This is a genomic window from Bradyrhizobium sp. OAE829 (assembly GCF_040546575.1).
Classification (GTDB): Bacteria; Pseudomonadota; Alphaproteobacteria; order Rhizobiales; family Xanthobacteraceae; genus Bradyrhizobium.
On record NZ_JBEPOE010000001.1, the window covers coordinates 2,184,754 to 2,201,252 of the forward strand.

Sequence of the window (16,499 nt, forward strand, 5' to 3'; positions counted from 1 at the left end):
AAAATGGTGGATTGAGGGGACGCCGGGGCGGCGCAACGGCACGGCTTAATCAAACCTTCTTGAAGCGCACATGAACGAAACGGACGTCGTCATCATCGGTGCGGGGCATAACGGCCTCACCTGCGCGGCCTATCTCGCGATGGCCGGCCTGCGCGTGAAGCTGGTGGAGCGCCGCAAGGTGGTTGGCGGCGCCGCGGTGACCGAGGAATTCCACCCGGGATTCCGCAATTCGGTGGCCGCCTACACCGTCAGCCTGCTCAACCCGCAGATATCAGCCGATTTGAAGCTGGCCGAGCACGGCCTGCGCATCGTTGAACGCCGCGCGCAGAATTTCCTGCCCGCGCCCGATGGCAGCTATCTCCTCACCGGCGAAGGCCGCACCCGGGATTCAGTCACCAGGTTGAGCCCGCGCGACGCCGATCGCTTCGATGCGTTCGCGCACGAGCTGGAGGGAATTGCGGATGTATTGCGGCAACTGGTGCTACGCGCCCCGCCGAACATCGTCGAAGGCTTCAGCATCGGCGCGATCCGCGAGACTTTTAACGCGCTCGGCACCGCCAGTATCCTGAAAAAGCTGTCGCTGGAACAGCAGCGCAGCCTGCTCGATCTGTTCACGCGCTCGGCCGGCGAAATGCTGGACGAACGCTTCGAGAGCGACCTCGTAAAAGCGCTGTTCGGCTTCGACGCCATCGTCGGCAATTACGCCAGCCCCTACGCGGCGGGCTCCGCTTACGTGATGCTGCACCATGCGTTCGGCGAGGTGAACGGCAAAAAGGGCGTGTGGGGCCACGCCATCGGCGGCATGGGCGCGATCACGCAGGCGATGGCGCACGCGGCGCGCGGCCATGGCGCCGACATCGAACTCGATGCCGGCGTGCGCGAGGTGATTGTCGAAGGCGGCCGCGCGGTTGGTGTCATCCTCGACAATGGCGAAACCGTGCGCGCGAAATACGTCGTCTCCGGCGTCAATCCGAAATTGCTCTACACGCGCCTCGTGCCACGAGAAGCGCTGGCGCCGGAATTCCTCGATCGCATCACCCACTGGCGCAACGGCTCCGGCACCTTCCGGATGAATGTGGCGCTGAGCGCCCTGCCCTCGTTCACGGCGCTGCCGGGCGAAGGCGATCATCTCACGGCCGGTATCATCCTCGCCCCCAGTCTCGATTACATGGACCGCGCCTGGCAGGACGCCCGCGAGCGTGGCTGGAGCCGCGAGCCGGTGGTCGAGCTGCTGATCCCCTCGACGCTCGATGATTCGCTCTGCCCGCCCGGCCAGCATGTCGCGAGCCTGTTCTGCCAGCACGTCGCGCCGCAATTGCCGGACGGAAAATCGTGGGATGACTACGCTGAGGAAGTGGCCGACCTGATGATCGCGACGGTGGACAAATATGCGCCGGGCTTTGCGGGAAGCGTCGTCGGCCGACAGGTGCTGTCGCCGCTCGATCTGGAGCGCCAGTTCGGCCTGCTCGGCGGCGACATCTTTCACGGCGCGCTGACGCTGAACCAGCTGTTCTCGGCGCGGCCGATGCTGGGCCATGCCGATTACCGCGGGCCGCTGAAGGGCCTCTACCATTGCGGCTCGGGCGCCCATCCCGGCGGCGGCGTCACCGGCGCCCCCGGCCACAACGCCGCCAAGACGATCCTCGGCGATCACCGCGCGCTGTTTGGTTGAGGGGCGCAACTCCGTTAGCGGTGCCGCGCCCTGCTCGGTGGTTAGATGGCGTCGTAGGCTTCGGTCGGAAGCACCCGCGCGGTCTGCGCCATCGCCAGCGGCGAGATCGTCTCCATCGCGGACTGACGTCGCTCTTCAGCCGACGGATAGCTGACGAACGCGCACACGGCGCACATGACTGCAATAACTGCCGTAATCCTGGCCATTTCAATTCCTCCCTTGTTAATATTCTTATTTACGGCAGCGATCCTGGCATGCGCCATTTAACGCCCGGTTCCCGCATCCCCCGACGCAGCGTCGATCAGCAAACGCTGTGAATCGGCGGTGAATTGGCTAACAAGCCTTGAAAATTGCGATCGCCTCGCGGTGGACAAGGTGTGGATGACCGGTGAATGTTCCGGTGCATGACCTTGTGGATGGGCGTTGCGTTAAGGGCCGATAGGCTGTGCGCAGGCACGGCCAATGCCCGCCGCGTCTCGAAGCGCGACAAGTTCGGGCTGCGCTAGCTTGCAATTGAATTGAATGAAAAAGACCGGACGCCGCCAAGCGCCCGGTCCGGAAAAGTTGGTAGACGTGCTGCCGATTGTGCCGGCAGTTGCGTCGGGTTACTTCAACGATGTGCTGATGCTATCAAAGTTGCCGCTGAGCTTGGTGCCAACGCCCTGCACAGCCGTGATGATCGCAATCGCAATTCCGGCGGCGATCAGGCCGTATTCGATCGCCGTGGCACCTGTTTCGTCCTTGAAAAACGACAAAATGAGAGACTTCATGGCGGTTCAACCTCGGTTGTCGTAAACACGGAACCAGGGCCCCCCGGGTTCCTGCCTTTGGAACTACGGGTAAAAATCTAAATTGATCTAATCGCCTAGGCGTAATTTTTCGCGATATTATGTACCGAAATTTGCTCAAGTTTGAGCTTTCCGCTGTTTTCTCGTGGTTCCCCAATGACCTCCACCCCTGCTACCTCCCGTGCGGCCTTCGCGGTCGGCACTGAGACCGCCGCCAAACTTGTCGTCGATATACTTACCGAAGTCTTTTTTGAGGGGCAGGCCGCCATCGCCGCGTTTGAGGGTCCGGGCGGCCGCTGGGATGTCAGCGTGCATTTTGCCGTCGCGCCGGATCAGGCGCTGGTGCGCCAGCTCGTGACCAACGCCGCCGGCGAGGAAGCCGCGAAAACGATCGTGTTCGACACGGTCGAGGCCAAGGACTGGGTCAAGGCCACGCTCGAGGACCTCGTCCCGGTCCCCGCCGGGCGTTTCGTCGTGCACGGCCACCACGACCGCGCGCGCGTGCCGTCCAACAAGATCGGCATCGAGATCGAGGCGGCGCTGGCGTTCGGCACCGGCCACCACGGCACCACGCGCGGCTGCCTGCTGCTGCTCGATCATGTCCTCAAAGCGTACCGGCCGCGGCGCGTGCTCGACCTCGGCACCGGCACCGGCGTGCTGGCGATCGCCGCGGCCAAGGCGCTGCAGGAGAACGTGCTGGCCAGCGACATCGATCCGCTCTCGGTGCGGGTGGCGCAGGAAAACGCCCGGCTGAACGAAGCCGGGCACCTGGTGCAGGCGATCCCTGCCACCGGCTTCTCGGCGCCGCAATTCGCGCAGGCCGGCCCGTTCGATCTGGTGCTGGCGAATATCCTGGCCAATCCGTTGCGGCAATTGGCAACGCCGATGGCGCGGCATCTGGCACCATCGGCGCTGGTTATCCTGTCGGGACTGCTGACGCCCCAGGCGGCTTCGGTGATAGCAGCCTATCGTGCGCGCGGCCTGGTCCCGGTGCGTCATCTGCGCATAGAAGGCTGGAGCAGCCTGCTGCTGCGCAACGCGGGCTAGAAACTCATTCAGGAGGCTCAGGGGGCTTGTAGCGGGCAATGACGCCCTTTTCTTCTTCCTGCTTGGTACGTTTGACGCGCGCCTCCACGAACCGGTCCAGCATCTGGACGATGACGCCGCGTTGCTTCTTGTTGGCGATCGGAGGGGCCGGGCCGCGGCGGGCGGGCGGCGAGATCTTCTCAAACATAAAAGCAGGCATCGTGTATCCCCTCTTCGTTGAGATGAAACACTCCTGGAATTTCCCCTGGTAGCCTCACGTGAACGGCTTGCCTGGCAAACCGTTCCGCCCGATCTAACGCGGACATGGATATTGAAGCACAGATTATGCCAAATTATGGCTAGAGCCTTCTCCGTTCCGATTGAATCGGAACGGGGCTCTAGATTCTTGGTTTGACGCGTTTTCTTGACGCGAACCGGTGTCCACTTCGCTGGAAAACGCTCTATGTTGTGCGGACCTGCACCCAACCCCTTAGTGAGCCGGCGATGTTCGAAGCCCATTTCCAGACATTCGAAGAGCCCGAAAGCGGCATAGCCCTGACGGCACGGCTGGCCGCCTTCCGCGAGGAACTGGCGCGGCGCAAGCTGACGGGATTCGTGATTCCCCGTGCCGACCAGCAGCAAAACGAATATGTGCCGGCATCGGAAGAGCGGCTGGCCTGGCTTACCGGCTTCACCGGGTCGGCCGGCATGGCGGCCGTCCTGACCAAGGAAGCCGTTGTTTTCGTCGACGGCCGCTACACGCTGCAGGCCGCCAAGCAGGTCGACCGCAAGGCCTGGCATATCGAGCCGCTGGCCGATCCGCCGCCGGAGCACTGGCTGGCGAAGCATCTTAGCCCCGGCGACCGCCTCGGTTTTGACCCATGGCTGCATACTTCGGCGGCAGCCGAGCGGCTGGCAGCGGCCTGCGCCAAGGCCGGCGCGGAGCTGGTCGCGGTGGACAACAACCCGCTCGACGCGGTGTGGACCGAACGCCCCGCCCCGCCGCTCGGTCCGGTCGCGATTCACGGCACGCAGTTTTCCGGCGAGATCGAAGCCGAGAAGCTCAAGCGCATCCGGCTGGAGATCGCAAAACTCGGCGTCGACGCGCTGGTGCTGTCGGATTCGCACGCGGTGGCCTGGACCTTCAACATCCGCGGCGCCGACGTCTCGCATACGCCGCTGCCGTTGTCCTACGCGCTGGTGCCGAAGGACGGTCGTCCCACCATCTTCATCGACCACCGCAAGCTCTCGAATTTGTCGCGCGACCATCTGGAACAATCCGCCGATGTCCGGGAGTCTGCCGCGCTGACTCCGATGCTGACCGAACTCGCGCACAAGGGCGCCGCGATCGCGCTCGACAACGCCACCGCGGCCGATGCGTTGAGCCGCCTGATCGCTTCCGCCGGCGGCAAGCCGGTGCGCGGCAGCGATCCCGTGGCGCTGCTCAAGGCGGTGAAGAACATCACCGAGATCGAAGGCACCCGTACCGCGCATCAGCGCGACGCGGTGGCGCTGACGCGGTTTCTGGCCTGGATCGACCGCGAGGCGCCGTCGGGCGCGCTGACCGAGATCGACACCGTGGAGGCGCTGGAGACCTTCCGCCGCCAGACCTGCGCCCTGAAGGACGTGTCGTTTCCGACCATTGCCGGCACCGGGCCGAACGGCGCCATCGTGCACTACCGCGTCACCCGCAAGACCAACCGGCGGATTTCGTCCGGCGATCTCCTGCTGATCGATTCCGGCGCGCAATATGAAGACGGCACCACCGACGTCACCCGCACCATCGCGATCGGCGAGCCGACGGACGAAATGCGCGATCGCTTCACCCGCGTGCTGCGCGGCCATATCGCGATCGCGCGCGCGGTCTTCCCCGACGGCACCACCGGCGCCCAGCTCGACAGCTTCGCGCGGCAATATCTTTGGGCCGCCGGTCTCGATTTCGAGCACGGCACCGGCCACGGCGTTGGCAGCTATCTGTCGGTGCATGAGGGCCCGGCGCGGATTTCCAAACTCGGCACCACGCCGCTGAAGCGCGGCATGATCCTGTCCAATGAACCCGGCTACTACAAGACGGACGCTTACGGCATCCGGATCGAAAATCTCGAACTGGTCGTCGGCACCGACGTTGCCGGCGCCGAAAAGCCGATCAACGCGTTCGAGACGCTGACGCTGGCCCCGATCGACCGCCGCCTGATCGACGTGCACATGCTGAGCCCGACCGAACTGAAATGGCTGAACGACTACCACGAGCGCGTCAACCGCGAGGTACGCCCGCACCTCGATGACAACGCGACCAAGCTGTGGCTGGACGACGCGACGGCAGCGCTGCTGCCGCTTTAATAGTCGCCCCCGAGCCCTCCGACTGTCGTCCTCCGCGAAAGCGGGGGACCCAGTACGCCGCGGCTCATCCGCATATGACTCCGGCCTCTGGAATACTGGATCATCCGCTTTCGCGGATGATGACAGCTGAGTTTGTTGCGCGAGACGAAACATCAACGCACCGCCTCCCGATCCCGGCATAGCCGCATGCCGAAACGGCCGTATTCGCCGTGAGCGATCCCGCTACAGTCCAATTCACACAACGGATCGGACCTGAATGCATGGCGTGATGGGCAAGCCGCCCGGCGCTGCTGGCGACACCGGCGGCATCGCGACGTCGAAGATCATGCTGCTGATGCTCGTCGCGATGACGGGCGTCGCGCCGATCTCGCTGTACTTGCTGGTGCCGGCGCTGCCCGTGCTGGCGACGACGTTCGGGCGCGACATTTCGATCGCGCAGATGACGGTGTCGCTGTTCATGGTCGGCATCGCCTGCTCGCAGATCATCATGGGGCCTCTGTCGGACCGCTTCGGGCGCCGCCCGGTGCTGCTGTGCGGGCTCGCTTTGATGGTCACAGCCAGCGTGGGCTGCATCTTCGCCGAAACCCTGCCGCAACTGATCGCCGCGCGCTTTTTGCAGGCGCTTGGCGGCGCCACCGGCATGGTGGTCAGCCGCGCCATCATCCGCGATCTCTACAGCCGCGAGCGCATCAGCTCCATGATCAGCCTCGTCATCGCGGTCATGATGATCGCGCAGATGCTGAGCCCGCTGACCGGCGGCCTGCTGGAAACCGCGTTCGGCTGGCGCGCGATCTTCTATCTGATCACGGCAGCATCGCTGACGATCACGGTGGGCATCGCGTTCATGTTGCCGGAAACCCGCCGCGAGCGCGCCGCCGGCAGCAGCTTTCGCCGCGATGTCGGCGGCCTGATCACGTCGCGGGCGTTCATCGGCTACGCCCTGTGCCAGGTGCTGGCCTCGCAGATCATTTTTGCCTTCGCCGGCGGCGGGCCCTATGTCGTGGTCACCCAAATGGGCCGCACCAGCGCCGAATATGGCGCCTGGTTTGCGACGACCGGCTTCGCCTATCTGGTCGGCAATCTCTTCTGCGTACGCTTCGCGCCGCGCTATCAGCTGGAGAAGCTGATCTGGTTCGGGCTGGCGCTGCAGCTCGGCGGCAGCCTGCTCAATCTGGCATGGAGTCTTGCGGGGACCAACCAGGCGCCTGCCATCCTGTTCGGCACCCAGATGATCGTGATGTTCGCCAACGCCTTCGTGATGTCGAACTCGGCCGCCGGCGCGCTCAGCGTCCGCCCCGAAGCCGCCGGCACCGCATCCGGCGCCATGGGATTTTTGCAGATGGGGATCGGCTCGCTGGTGTCGCAATTCGGCGCCTATCTCGGCGGCCATTCCGCCACGACGCTGCCGCTGACGGCTGCGATTTTTGCGATCTCGATCGCCTGTGCCTCGACGATGATCTTCATCGTGCCGCGAAGGAAGGTGATCGTGAGCGAGAAACTGATCGAGAAGGCGGAGGAGAAAGATCAGGGGATGTTGTGAGGTGATGCGGGATGACTCGACGAACGCTACTGTCGTCCTCCGCGAAAGCGGGGGACCCAGTACGCCGCGGCTTCTCGGTTCTATCATTGACGTCTCTGGAATACTGGGTCGCCCGGTCAAGCCGGGCGATGACACCGAATATGAGTTAGCGTTCTCGCGGCGCATTGCGTCCGAGCTTTGCCAGAAATTTCCTTGCCCCGAAAATGAGGGCGCAGGGAAGACCGGGTGCGCGCTGCACCCGCGGTCCCGTGTGCGGTTTGCACTAAAAAGGCTGCACACGAGCATACAGGGCAGCGGAGAACACCCGGCCTTCCCTGCGCAATGGCTTTACGGCTTATGCCGTGATCTCCCCGGAGACGAGTTCTTGGTTGACTCCGTCGCTGCCGGTTCCGCTTGCGCTTCTCCGACAGCTTGACGCCTGCAACGGGCGCCAGGACCACACGGTTTTGCCGTACGCTTATCCACGCGGTCGTCTCAGCGTAAACAAGCGTCCGCCGCAACCCGTCCAACGTCCGTGACGACGGCCGACGCCCTTCTGAGTAGGACGGGATGGCGATAGATGCGCACTGATTTGGGCTGGCCGACAACAGAAATATTTTTGATTTACAGAATTTTTCTACTTGACGCGATTTCCGTAATTCAGAACTGATTTGCCCGTCGGGTCGTTTTGACGCACTTAACCGTCATTGCGAGCCAACGGGTCGCGCGAATGCGCACCCCGATGACAGGCTCCGCGAAGCAATCCATAGCGCGGCTTGGGGCAATGTGAATTGCTTCGCTCCGCTCGCAATGACGCGGAGAGGACGACATCCAAATCAAGCTGTCACTCCCCGATCAACGTCAGCCACTCGTCTTCCGTCAGCACGGCCACGCCAAGCTCGCGCGCCTTTGTCAGCTTCGACCCCGCATCCTCGCCGGCGACGACATAGTCCGTCTTCTTCGACACCGAGCCCGCGACCTTGGCGCCGAGCCGTTCCGCCACTGCCTTGGCTTCGTCGCGGGTGAACTTGGTCAGCGAGCCCGTGAACACCACGGTCTTGTCTGACACCGGCGAGCTCTTTCGCGGCCGTTCGGCCGCCTTCACCTCGATCTCGCGCAGGAGCTCGCCGAGCGCCTTCACATTGCGCGGTTCGGCAAAGAACTCGACCACGGCGTCAGCCACGATCTCGCCGATACCGCCGATATTGTTGAGGTCCTGATAGGCCTCGGTGGTGTTCTCGTCATCCATCGTTCCCTTGGCGGCCGCCAGCATCGCCTCGCGAAAATTATCGATCGTGTGATAGTGCCGCGCCAGCAATTTGGCGTTGCCTTCGCCGACATGGCGGATACCGAGCGCAAAGATCAGGCGATGCAGGTCGATGCTGCGGCGGGCGTCGATCGCGTTGAACAGATTGCGCACCGAGGTCTCGCCATAGCCCTCGCGTTGCATCAGCTTGCTGGTGGAGCGGGCATCGCGCTTCTGCAGCGTGAAGATGTCGACCGGCGACATCACGAGGCCGTCTTCGTAAAATTCCTGGATCTGCTTGTCGCCGAGGCCGTCGATGTCGAACGCGAGCCGTGAGACGAAATGCTTCAGCCGCTCTGTCGCCTGCGCCGGGCAGATCAGGGCGCCGGTGCAGCGCCGCACCGCCTCGTCTTCCTCGCGTACCGCATGGCTGCCGCACACCGGACAAACCTCCGGAAATTTGTACGACTTTGCGTTCTTCGGCCGCTTGTCCATGACGACGCTGACGACCTGCGGGATCACATCGCCGGCGCGCTGAACGACGACGGTGTCGCCAATGCGCAGGTCGACGCCGTCGCGGATCGGATTGCCGTCGTTGCCGATGCCCTTGATGTAATCCTCATTGTGCAGCGTCGCGTTGGAAACGACGACACCGCCGACCGTGACCGGTTCGAGCCGCGCCACCGGCGTCAGCGCGCCGGTGCGGCCGACCTGGATGTCGATGCCGTTGAGGATCGTGGTGGCCTGCTCGGCCGCGAATTTGTGCGCGATCGCCCAGCGCGGGTTGCGCGACACGAAGCCGAGGCGCTCCTGCCAGTCGAGCCGGTCGACCTTGTAGACCACGCCGTCGATGTCATATCCGAGCGTGGCGCGCTCCTCGCCGATCTTGCTGTAGAATTTGAGAACGTCATCGACGTTCTTGCAAAGCTCGGTCCGCGGGTTGACGACAAAGCCGGCTTTGTCCATCCACTCCAGCATGCCGTGCTGCGTATCGGCCGGCCGCTCGCTCATCTCACCCCAGGTATAGGCAAAGAATTTCAGCGGCCGCGACGCGGTGATCGAAACATCCTTCTGGCGCAGCGAGCCCGCCGCCGAATTGCGCGGATTGGCGAACACCGTATCGTCAGCTTCCGCCTGCTTCTTGTTCAGCTCGAGAAAATCCTTCTTGAGCATGTAGACTTCGCCGCGCATTTCGCAGGCCGCCGGAATGTTGCGGCCCTTCAACGTGTGCGGAATATCCTTGATGGTGCGAACATTGGCGGTGACGTCCTCGCCGGTAAAACCGTCGCCACGGGTCGCGGCGCGGACCAGTTCGCCGTTCTCGTAGCGCAGCGACAGCGACAGGCCGTCGATCTTCGGCTCGGCAACCAGCGCCGGAATGTGGTCGGCATCGAGCTTGAGAAAGCGCCTGACGCGATCGACGAATTCGGTGACGTCCTCGTCGCTGAAGGCGTTGCCGAGCGACAGCATGGGAACGGCGTGCTGCACTTTTGCAAAGCCGCGCGCCGGCGCGGCGCCGACTTTTTGCGACGGCGAATCCGTCGTGACCAGATCGGGATACTTCGCCTCGATCGCCTCCAGCCGCTGACGCAGCGCGTCATAAGCGGCATCCGAAACGGTCGGCGCATCCTTCTGATAGTAGCGCTCGTTATGCGCCTCGATTTCCAGTGCCAGCCGCATCAGCTCGACCTTGGCCTGGGCCTTGGTCAGCTTGGCGACGTCAACGAGCGGCTTCTTTGCTTTCACAGCCATCGCACCACGCCGCCTTCACGCCGTCGCCGCGCGGAGCAGCCGGTCCGCCGCGGCCCTCGCCTCCGCCGTAATTTCCGCGCCTGCCAGCATGCGGGCGATTTCCTCGCGGCGGTGGTCGGCGGCGAGCGCGTTGACGCGGGTGGCGACGCGTTTGCCCTTGTCCATCGCGTCCTTGGAAATCAGCAGGTGATGGTTGGCTCTCGCGGCGACCTGCGGCGCGTGCGTCACCGCCATCACCTGGACCTTGCCGGCAAGCCGCGCCAGCCGGGCGCCGATGGCGTCCGCCACCGCGCCGCCGACGCCGGTATCGATTTCGTCGAACACCAGCGTGGGCGCCGAGCCGCGGTCGGACAGCACCACCTTGAGCGCCAGCAAGAAGCGCGACAGCTCGCCGCCGGAGGCGACCTTCATCATCGGCCCGGGCTTGGTGCCGGGATTGGTCTGGACCCAGAACTCGATACGATCGATGCCCTGCGGGCCCGGCGATGCGGCGTCGGTCTCGACCTGCGCCATGAATTTTGCACGTTCGAGTTTTAGCGGCGCCAGTTCGGCGTTGACGGCCTTGTTGAGCTTTTCCGACGATTTGGTGCGGGCGGCGGAGAGTTTGGTTGCTGCCGCGGCATAGCGCTTGTCGGCTTCATCAGCGGCGGCTTCCAGCTTCTTCAATTGGTCCGCGCCGGCATCGATCAGCGCCACGTCGGAGGCATATTTCGCGGCCAGCGCCGCCAGCCCCTCGACCGGCGTCGAATATTTGCGCGAGGCGGCGCGGAGCGCGAACAGCCGCTCCTCGATCCGCTCCAGCTCGGCGGGATCGAAATCGGCGGCAATCAGTGCGGCGCTGAGATGCTGATCGGCCTCCTCCAGCGCGTTGATCGCAATATCGATCGCTTTGACCGCGGGCTCGACCAGCGCCGGCGAATTGGCGGCGCGGCGCTCCAGCCGCCGCACCGCGGCCGCCAGCGCCGGGACCGGCGAATGGTTGCCGCCGACGGCCTCCTGCGCCTCGCGCAGATCGCTGGCGATCTTTTCGCCCTGCATCATCGTGGTGCGGCGTTCGGCGAGCTCGGTTTCCTCGCCTTCCCTGGGCCGCAGCGCTTTCAATTCGTCGGAGGCGTGGCGGAGGTAGTCGGCTTCGCGGGCGGCGCGCTCCATGCCGGCGCGATGGGCGTCGAGCGCCGTGTTGGTGGTGCGCCTGATATCCCACAACGTTTCCAGCGCGGTCACGTCTTTTTCGAGCCCGGCGAAGGCGTCGAGCAGTTGCCGGTGGGTCGAGGCATCCACCAGCGCACGTTCGTCGTGCTGGCCGTGGATCTCGACCAATGCAGCACCAACGGCCTTGAGCGTCTGCACGCTGATCGACTGGTCGTTGATGAAGGCGCGGGTGCGCCCGTCGGCGAGCTGCACGCGGCGCAGAATCATTTCCCCGGTATCGTCGAGGCCGTTTTCGGAAAGGATCTTTGCGGCCGGATGGCCCTTGGGCACATCGAAGGTGGCGGTGACCTGTCCCTGCTCCACGCCATGGCGGACCAACCCGGCGTCGCCGCGGCCGCCGAGCGCCAGCGCGAAAGCATCGAGCAGGATGGATTTGCCCGCGCCGGTCTCCCCGGTCAGCACCGCGAGGCCACGGGAAAACTCGATATCGAGCCGTTCGATCAGGACGATGTCACGGATCGACAGACGGGCCAGCATGCCAGGTAAATTCCTAACCGAGACCCATCTTCTTGAAGGCCCTGGAAATATAGGAACCCTGATTCTCGCTCGGCTCGAGACCGCCGGACTTTACTAGATTATAGGCGTCCTTGTACCAGCGGCTGTCAGGAAAATTGTGCCCAAGGACGGCGGCGGCGGTTTGCGCCTCGCCGACGATGCCGATCGCGATGTAGCCCTCGGTGAGGCGAAACAGCGCCTCCTCGACATGGCGGGTCGTCTGATAGCGGGTGACCACGGTCTTGAAGCGGTTGATCGCCGCGGTGTAGTCGCGCTTTTTCATGTAATAGCGGCCGACATCCATTTCCTTGCCGGCAAGCTGGTCACGCCCGCCTTCGAGCTTGGCCTTGGCGCTGGTGGCGTATTCCGAGGTCGGATATTTGCGAATCACCTCTTCGAGCGCGGCGATCGCCTTTTCGGTCCGCCCCTGATCGCGCGAAATATCCGGGATCTGGTCATAATGCGAAGCCGCGATCAGGTATTGCGCGTAGGCGGCGTCGGGGCTGCCCGGATGCAGCGTGACGTAACGGGTCGCCGCGCCAATGCAGCCGTCATAATCGCCGGCCGAGTAGAACGAGTACGCCGACATCAGCAGCGATTTGCGCGCATAGTCGGAATAAGGATGCTGCCGGTCGACCTCTTCGAATTTCTTCGTCGCCGCCTTCGCATCCTTGCGCTGGTTCATCAGGTACAAGCCCTCATTGTAGAGCTTGTCCGCGGGCTCCTCGATGAAGGTGTCGTCCTTGGCGGTGAACTTGTCCCACAGCGAACCGGTGCCGCATCCGCTCAAGGGGACGGCCAGCGCGATCAGGCCCGCCGCGAGCCGGAGCGACCGGGCTGCCCGATGAAGGCGAGAAATACCCGCTGATTTGCATGGTTCGAGCGTCATACGCTGTGCCGACATGAAATGTGAGACCTGACGCCTTTTACGCAGTTGTAGCTACGCAGTTGATAGCGGTGCGGTTGGTGGTTGAGCCCGTCCATCCATGAACCGCGGTCATGAACGCGATATTCCCCAAGCCCAATATTCCTCGAGCCCAATATTCCCCGGCCCCATATTCCCAAGCGCTCAGTATTTGTGGCGCCCTGTCTTGCAACCGCGGGCCTATCTAGCCGAAAAATGGTCCTTAACCAACCGAATACGCAGGCATTTCGCCCGGATTAAGGCGGCAAGACACCATCGTTACTAATTGTGGTTACTACGGAAATTGGAACGGGCGGCAAGCAAGCCGGCTTCAGGACAACTCAAAACGAAAGTCAGGACATTTCGAAAACGAAAGTCAGGACACGTCCGGGCCATAGGCCGGGGCGACCATACCGCCGACCATTCCAGCGCCGGCTTCGACGCGGGGGCGGCGTGCCGGTTCGGCTTCGACCACCCGCCAGGCGCTGCGATCGGCCATCAGGGCCGTCAGCACCGCGTGGTTGAGCTTGTGGCCACCACGGGACGACCGGTAGGCGCCGAGCAGCGGCAGGCCGGCCAGCGCGAGGTCGCCGATCACGTCCAGCACCTTGTGGCGGGCGCATTCGTCGCTGTAGCGCAGGCCTTCGGTGTTGAGCAGACGGGTCTCGTCGAACACCACCGAATTCTCAAAGGACGCGCCGAGCGCGAAACCGGCGCTCCAGAGCCGCGCCACGTCATTCATGCAGCCGAAGGTCCGGGCGCGGGAAATCTCGCGGCGGAAGCTTTCGGGGCTCAGATCGAGCGAATAGCTCTGGCGGCCGATCACCGGATTGGCGAAGTCGATCTCGACCTCGGCACGGAAACCGTTGGCATAGGGGCGGAGTTCGCCGAAGGAATCACCGAGCGAGACCTGCACCGGCTTCAGCACCTGGATAAAGCGGCGCGCGGCGGACTGGGTCACGATGCCTGCCTGATCGATGGCGGCGACGAAGGCAGCCGCGCTGCCGTCCATGATCGGAACTTCCGGCCCATCGACTTCGATGGTGGCGTTATCGACACCCATGCCCCGCAGCGCAGCAAGCACGTGCTCGGCGGTGGAAACGAGCGGACCCTGACGGTCACCGAGTACGGTCGCAAAGTCGGTGGCAATCACCGATTCCGCGATCGCGGGAACTTCGCGGTCGGCATCGTCAAGACCGGTGCGGACAAAAATAAAACCTGCGTCGACAGGCGCAGGTCCGATGGTCAGATTAACCGGTATACCAGAATGAACGCCGACACCTGTCACGGTGGCTTGCGACCGAAGCGTTGTCTGACGGCTGAACTTCATTCGATAATCGCCCACTACCCGACTTTACCAAAAGGCAGGAACAGCCCGCTTTCGCGCCGAATCTGCTTCCGGTATCCCCAAGTCACGGCAGACCATAGTCACTGCCCCCTCGCGCACAACTCACGCTTTTTTACCGATTGTTACCCTATCTCTGCCGCATTCACGCCAAGGCTTAACCAAACTCCGGCGCGGCCCGGCCTCGTCCCGGCGGCCGCATCTGATCACGGAATTCATAATTAATCATTTAATATCAGTGGCTTGATTACGAAGCTGTGAAGCCTCGCACTGCATAAGAAAAAGGCCCCGGCGGGTTACGCCGGGGCCTTTTGGGTTGCCTGAATTGTAACAAAACCTCAGTTGGACTGCCGCCGAAGGAAGGCGGGGATATCAAGATGGTCGTCGCCCTGTGGCGCCGGGGCAACAGGTGCGGGGCGACCATGGACATCCAGACCCTGCGGCGCCGGACGGCGGGCATACTCAGATACCGGCTCGTTACCCATCTGCTGGGCGACGGAACGCTGCGGCTTGCGCTCGGGGAGCGGCGGCAGCGGTGCCATCGCCGGACCGGAGGCGCGGGCCGCGATCGGCGGCTCGCTCTCTTCGTCGCGGCGGCCGAGGCCGACATTGGCCAGGCGCTGCAGCAGCGACAGCCGGGTCTTCTGCGGATGCTCTTCCTCCTGCTCGCCGCGGGCCTGCCGGATTTCGGCCTGGGCCGGCATCGGAAGGTCCTCGAACTTCGGCATCCGCGGGCTGCGGGTGGGCGGACGTTCGGCCGCCTGCGGGATGAAGGTCTCCGGCAGCGCAGCCTGCGCTTCCGGCTCGGCGCGGGCCGCCTCGTTGTGATCCGGGAACAGCGTCGGCTTCTGGGCGATCGGGCGAACCGTGACGTCGCCATAGGAGCCGGGCTGCAACGGCGCCTGGGCCTGCGGCACTTCCGGAGCGACGGCCGCGGCAATGGCGGCGAGCGCGGCACGCTCGACGCTGTTGGACGCGCGCTGCTGCGGGGCTGCGGCGGGAACCGGGGGTGGCGAGGCCTGCTGCACGGGCGCCTCGAGCTTCTGGGCGCGGTCGGCAAGGCGCTGGTTGTCAGCACGCAGCCGTGCGGTGAGATCGGCCAGACGGGTGTCCGGCGTCGAGGCGGGAGCGTTGGTCACGACAGCGGCGGGCGCGGCCGCGTTGCGCGCGATCAGCGCCTGTTCGATGCCGGTGGCAACGACGGAGACGCGGATGACGCCGTCGAGGTTTTCGTCGAAGGTCGCGCCGACGATGATGTTGGCGTCCTGGTCGACTTCCTCGCGGATACGGGTTGCGGCTTCGTCGACTTCGAACAGGGTCAGGTCCTTGCCGCCGGTGATCGAGATCAACAGGCCGCGTGCCCCCTTCATCGATGAGTCGTCGATCAGCGGGTTGGCGATCGCAGCCTCGGCCGCGGTCAGCGCGCGCTTCTCGCCGGTGGCTTCGCCGGTGCCCATCATCGCCTTGCCCATCTCACGCATCACGGCGCGGACGTCGGCGAAGTCGAGGTTGATGAGGCCTTCCTTGACCATCAGGTCGGTGATGCAGGCGACGCCCGAATAGAGCACCTGGTCAGCCATCGCGAAGGCGTCGGCGAAGGTGGTCTTTTCGTTGGCGACCCGGAACAGGTTCTGGTTCGGGATGATCAGGAGCGTGTCGACCACCTTGTGCAGCTCGGAAATGCCCGATTCGGCGGTGCGCATGCGGCGCTGGCCTTCGAAGTGGAACGGCTTCGTCACCACGCCGACGGTGAGGATGCCCATCTCGCGCGCGGTCTTGGCGATCACGGGGGCTGCACCGGTGCCGGTGCCGCCGCCCATGCCGGCGGTGACGAACACCATGTTGGCGCCGGTGAGATGATCGCGGAGCTCGTCGATGACCTCCTGGGCCGCGGCCGCACCGACATCGGGCTGCGATCCGGCACCCAAGCCCTGGGTCACTTGCGTGCCCATCTGCACGATGCGCTGGGCCTTGGACATGGTGAGCGCCTGCGCGTCGGTATTGGCGACGACGAAATCGACGCCCTGCAACCCGGCAGTGATCATGTTGTTGACGGCATTGCCGCCTGCTCCACCGACGCCGAAGACGGTGATCCGCGGTTTCAGCTCGCTGATGTCAGGGGGTGTCAGATTGAGTGCCATGGTTGCCTCTCGATTATTACGCGCGCGATGGTTCGCCCCGGCCGACGGCCGCGGGAGTG

The 16,499-nt window shown here is 64.2% G+C and carries 12 protein-coding genes; 4 read left to right on the forward strand and 8 right to left on the reverse strand.

Annotation, left to right across the window (positions count from 1 at the left end; genetic code table 11):
• Positions 1 to 70 precede the first annotated feature (70 nt).
• Positions 71 to 1,672 (forward strand): phytoene desaturase family protein, encoded by a 1,602-nt coding sequence (locus ABIE49_RS10555; protein ID WP_192738050.1) that lies wholly within the window; start codon positions 71 to 73, stop codon positions 1,670 to 1,672.
• Positions 1,673 to 1,713: 41 nt separating this feature from the next.
• On the opposite strand, the gene ABIE49_RS10560 is transcribed toward ABIE49_RS10555, so the two are convergent.
• The gene (locus ABIE49_RS10560; RefSeq protein WP_192738051.1) at positions 1,714 to 1,878 is read right to left on the reverse strand and encodes a hypothetical protein; all 165 of its coding nucleotides are present in this window, start codon (positions 1,876 to 1,878) and stop codon (positions 1,714 to 1,716) included.
• Between the two features lie 399 nt (positions 1,879 to 2,277).
• Entirely contained in the window at positions 2,278 to 2,442 is a 165-nt protein-coding gene (locus ABIE49_RS10565) for a Flp family type IVb pilin (RefSeq protein ID WP_192738052.1), read from the reverse strand.
• Positions 2,443 to 2,616: 174 nt separating this feature from the next.
• Here ABIE49_RS10565 and ABIE49_RS10570 point away from each other — a divergent pair, with 174 nt between their 5' ends.
• A complete protein-coding gene (locus ABIE49_RS10570; protein ID WP_192738053.1) occupies positions 2,617 to 3,507 on the forward strand; it encodes a 50S ribosomal protein L11 methyltransferase in 891 nt (296 codons plus the stop codon).
• A 4-nt stretch (positions 3,508 to 3,511) separates the two neighbouring features.
• On the opposite strand, the gene ABIE49_RS10575 is transcribed toward ABIE49_RS10570, so the two are convergent.
• Positions 3,512 to 3,694, reverse strand: coding sequence for a hypothetical protein (locus ABIE49_RS10575; protein WP_502915881.1), 183 nt, complete (start codon positions 3,692 to 3,694; stop codon positions 3,512 to 3,514).
• A gap of 296 nt (positions 3,695 to 3,990) precedes the next feature.
• Between ABIE49_RS10575 and ABIE49_RS10580 the strand changes: the two genes are divergently transcribed.
• Together ABIE49_RS10580 and ABIE49_RS10585 are read left to right on the forward strand one after the other, a co-directional pair.
• The gene (locus ABIE49_RS10580; protein WP_192738055.1) at positions 3,991 to 5,826 is read left to right on the forward strand and encodes an aminopeptidase P family protein; all 1,836 of its coding nucleotides are present in this window, start codon (positions 3,991 to 3,993) and stop codon (positions 5,824 to 5,826) included.
• Positions 5,827 to 6,082: 256 nt separating this feature from the next.
• On the forward strand, positions 6,083 to 7,366 hold the full coding sequence (locus ABIE49_RS10585; RefSeq protein ID WP_192738056.1) for a multidrug effflux MFS transporter: 1,284 nt from the start codon (positions 6,083 to 6,085) through the stop codon (positions 7,364 to 7,366).
• Between the two features lie 823 nt (positions 7,367 to 8,189).
• Here the strand turns inward: ABIE49_RS10585 and ligA are convergent.
• The 5 genes from ligA to ftsZ all read right to left on the reverse strand — a co-directional run bounded on the left by ligA (position 8,190) and on the right by ftsZ (position 16,440).
• A complete protein-coding gene (gene ligA, locus ABIE49_RS10590; protein ID WP_192738057.1) occupies positions 8,190 to 10,343 on the reverse strand; it encodes an NAD-dependent DNA ligase LigA in 2,154 nt (717 codons plus the stop codon).
• 15 nt (positions 10,344 to 10,358) lie between these two features.
• Positions 10,359 to 12,032 carry a DNA repair protein RecN gene (recN, locus tag ABIE49_RS10595; protein ID WP_192738058.1) on the reverse strand — a complete coding sequence of 558 codons (1,674 nt, stop codon included), beginning with the start codon at positions 12,030 to 12,032 and terminating at the stop codon, positions 10,359 to 10,361.
• Positions 12,033 to 12,045: 13 nt separating this feature from the next.
• A complete protein-coding gene (locus ABIE49_RS10600) occupies positions 12,046 to 12,954 on the reverse strand; it encodes an outer membrane protein assembly factor BamD (RefSeq protein ID WP_192738059.1) in 909 nt (302 codons plus the stop codon).
• A gap of 376 nt (positions 12,955 to 13,330) precedes the next feature.
• Positions 13,331 to 14,284, reverse strand: a complete 954-nt coding sequence (gene lpxC, locus ABIE49_RS10605) for a UDP-3-O-acyl-N-acetylglucosamine deacetylase (RefSeq protein ID WP_192738060.1) — start codon at positions 14,282 to 14,284, stop codon at positions 13,331 to 13,333.
• Positions 14,285 to 14,637: 353 nt separating this feature from the next.
• A complete protein-coding gene (gene ftsZ / locus ABIE49_RS10610; RefSeq protein WP_192738061.1) occupies positions 14,638 to 16,440 on the reverse strand; it encodes a cell division protein FtsZ in 1,803 nt (600 codons plus the stop codon).
• Positions 16,441 to 16,499: the final 59 nt, after the last annotated feature.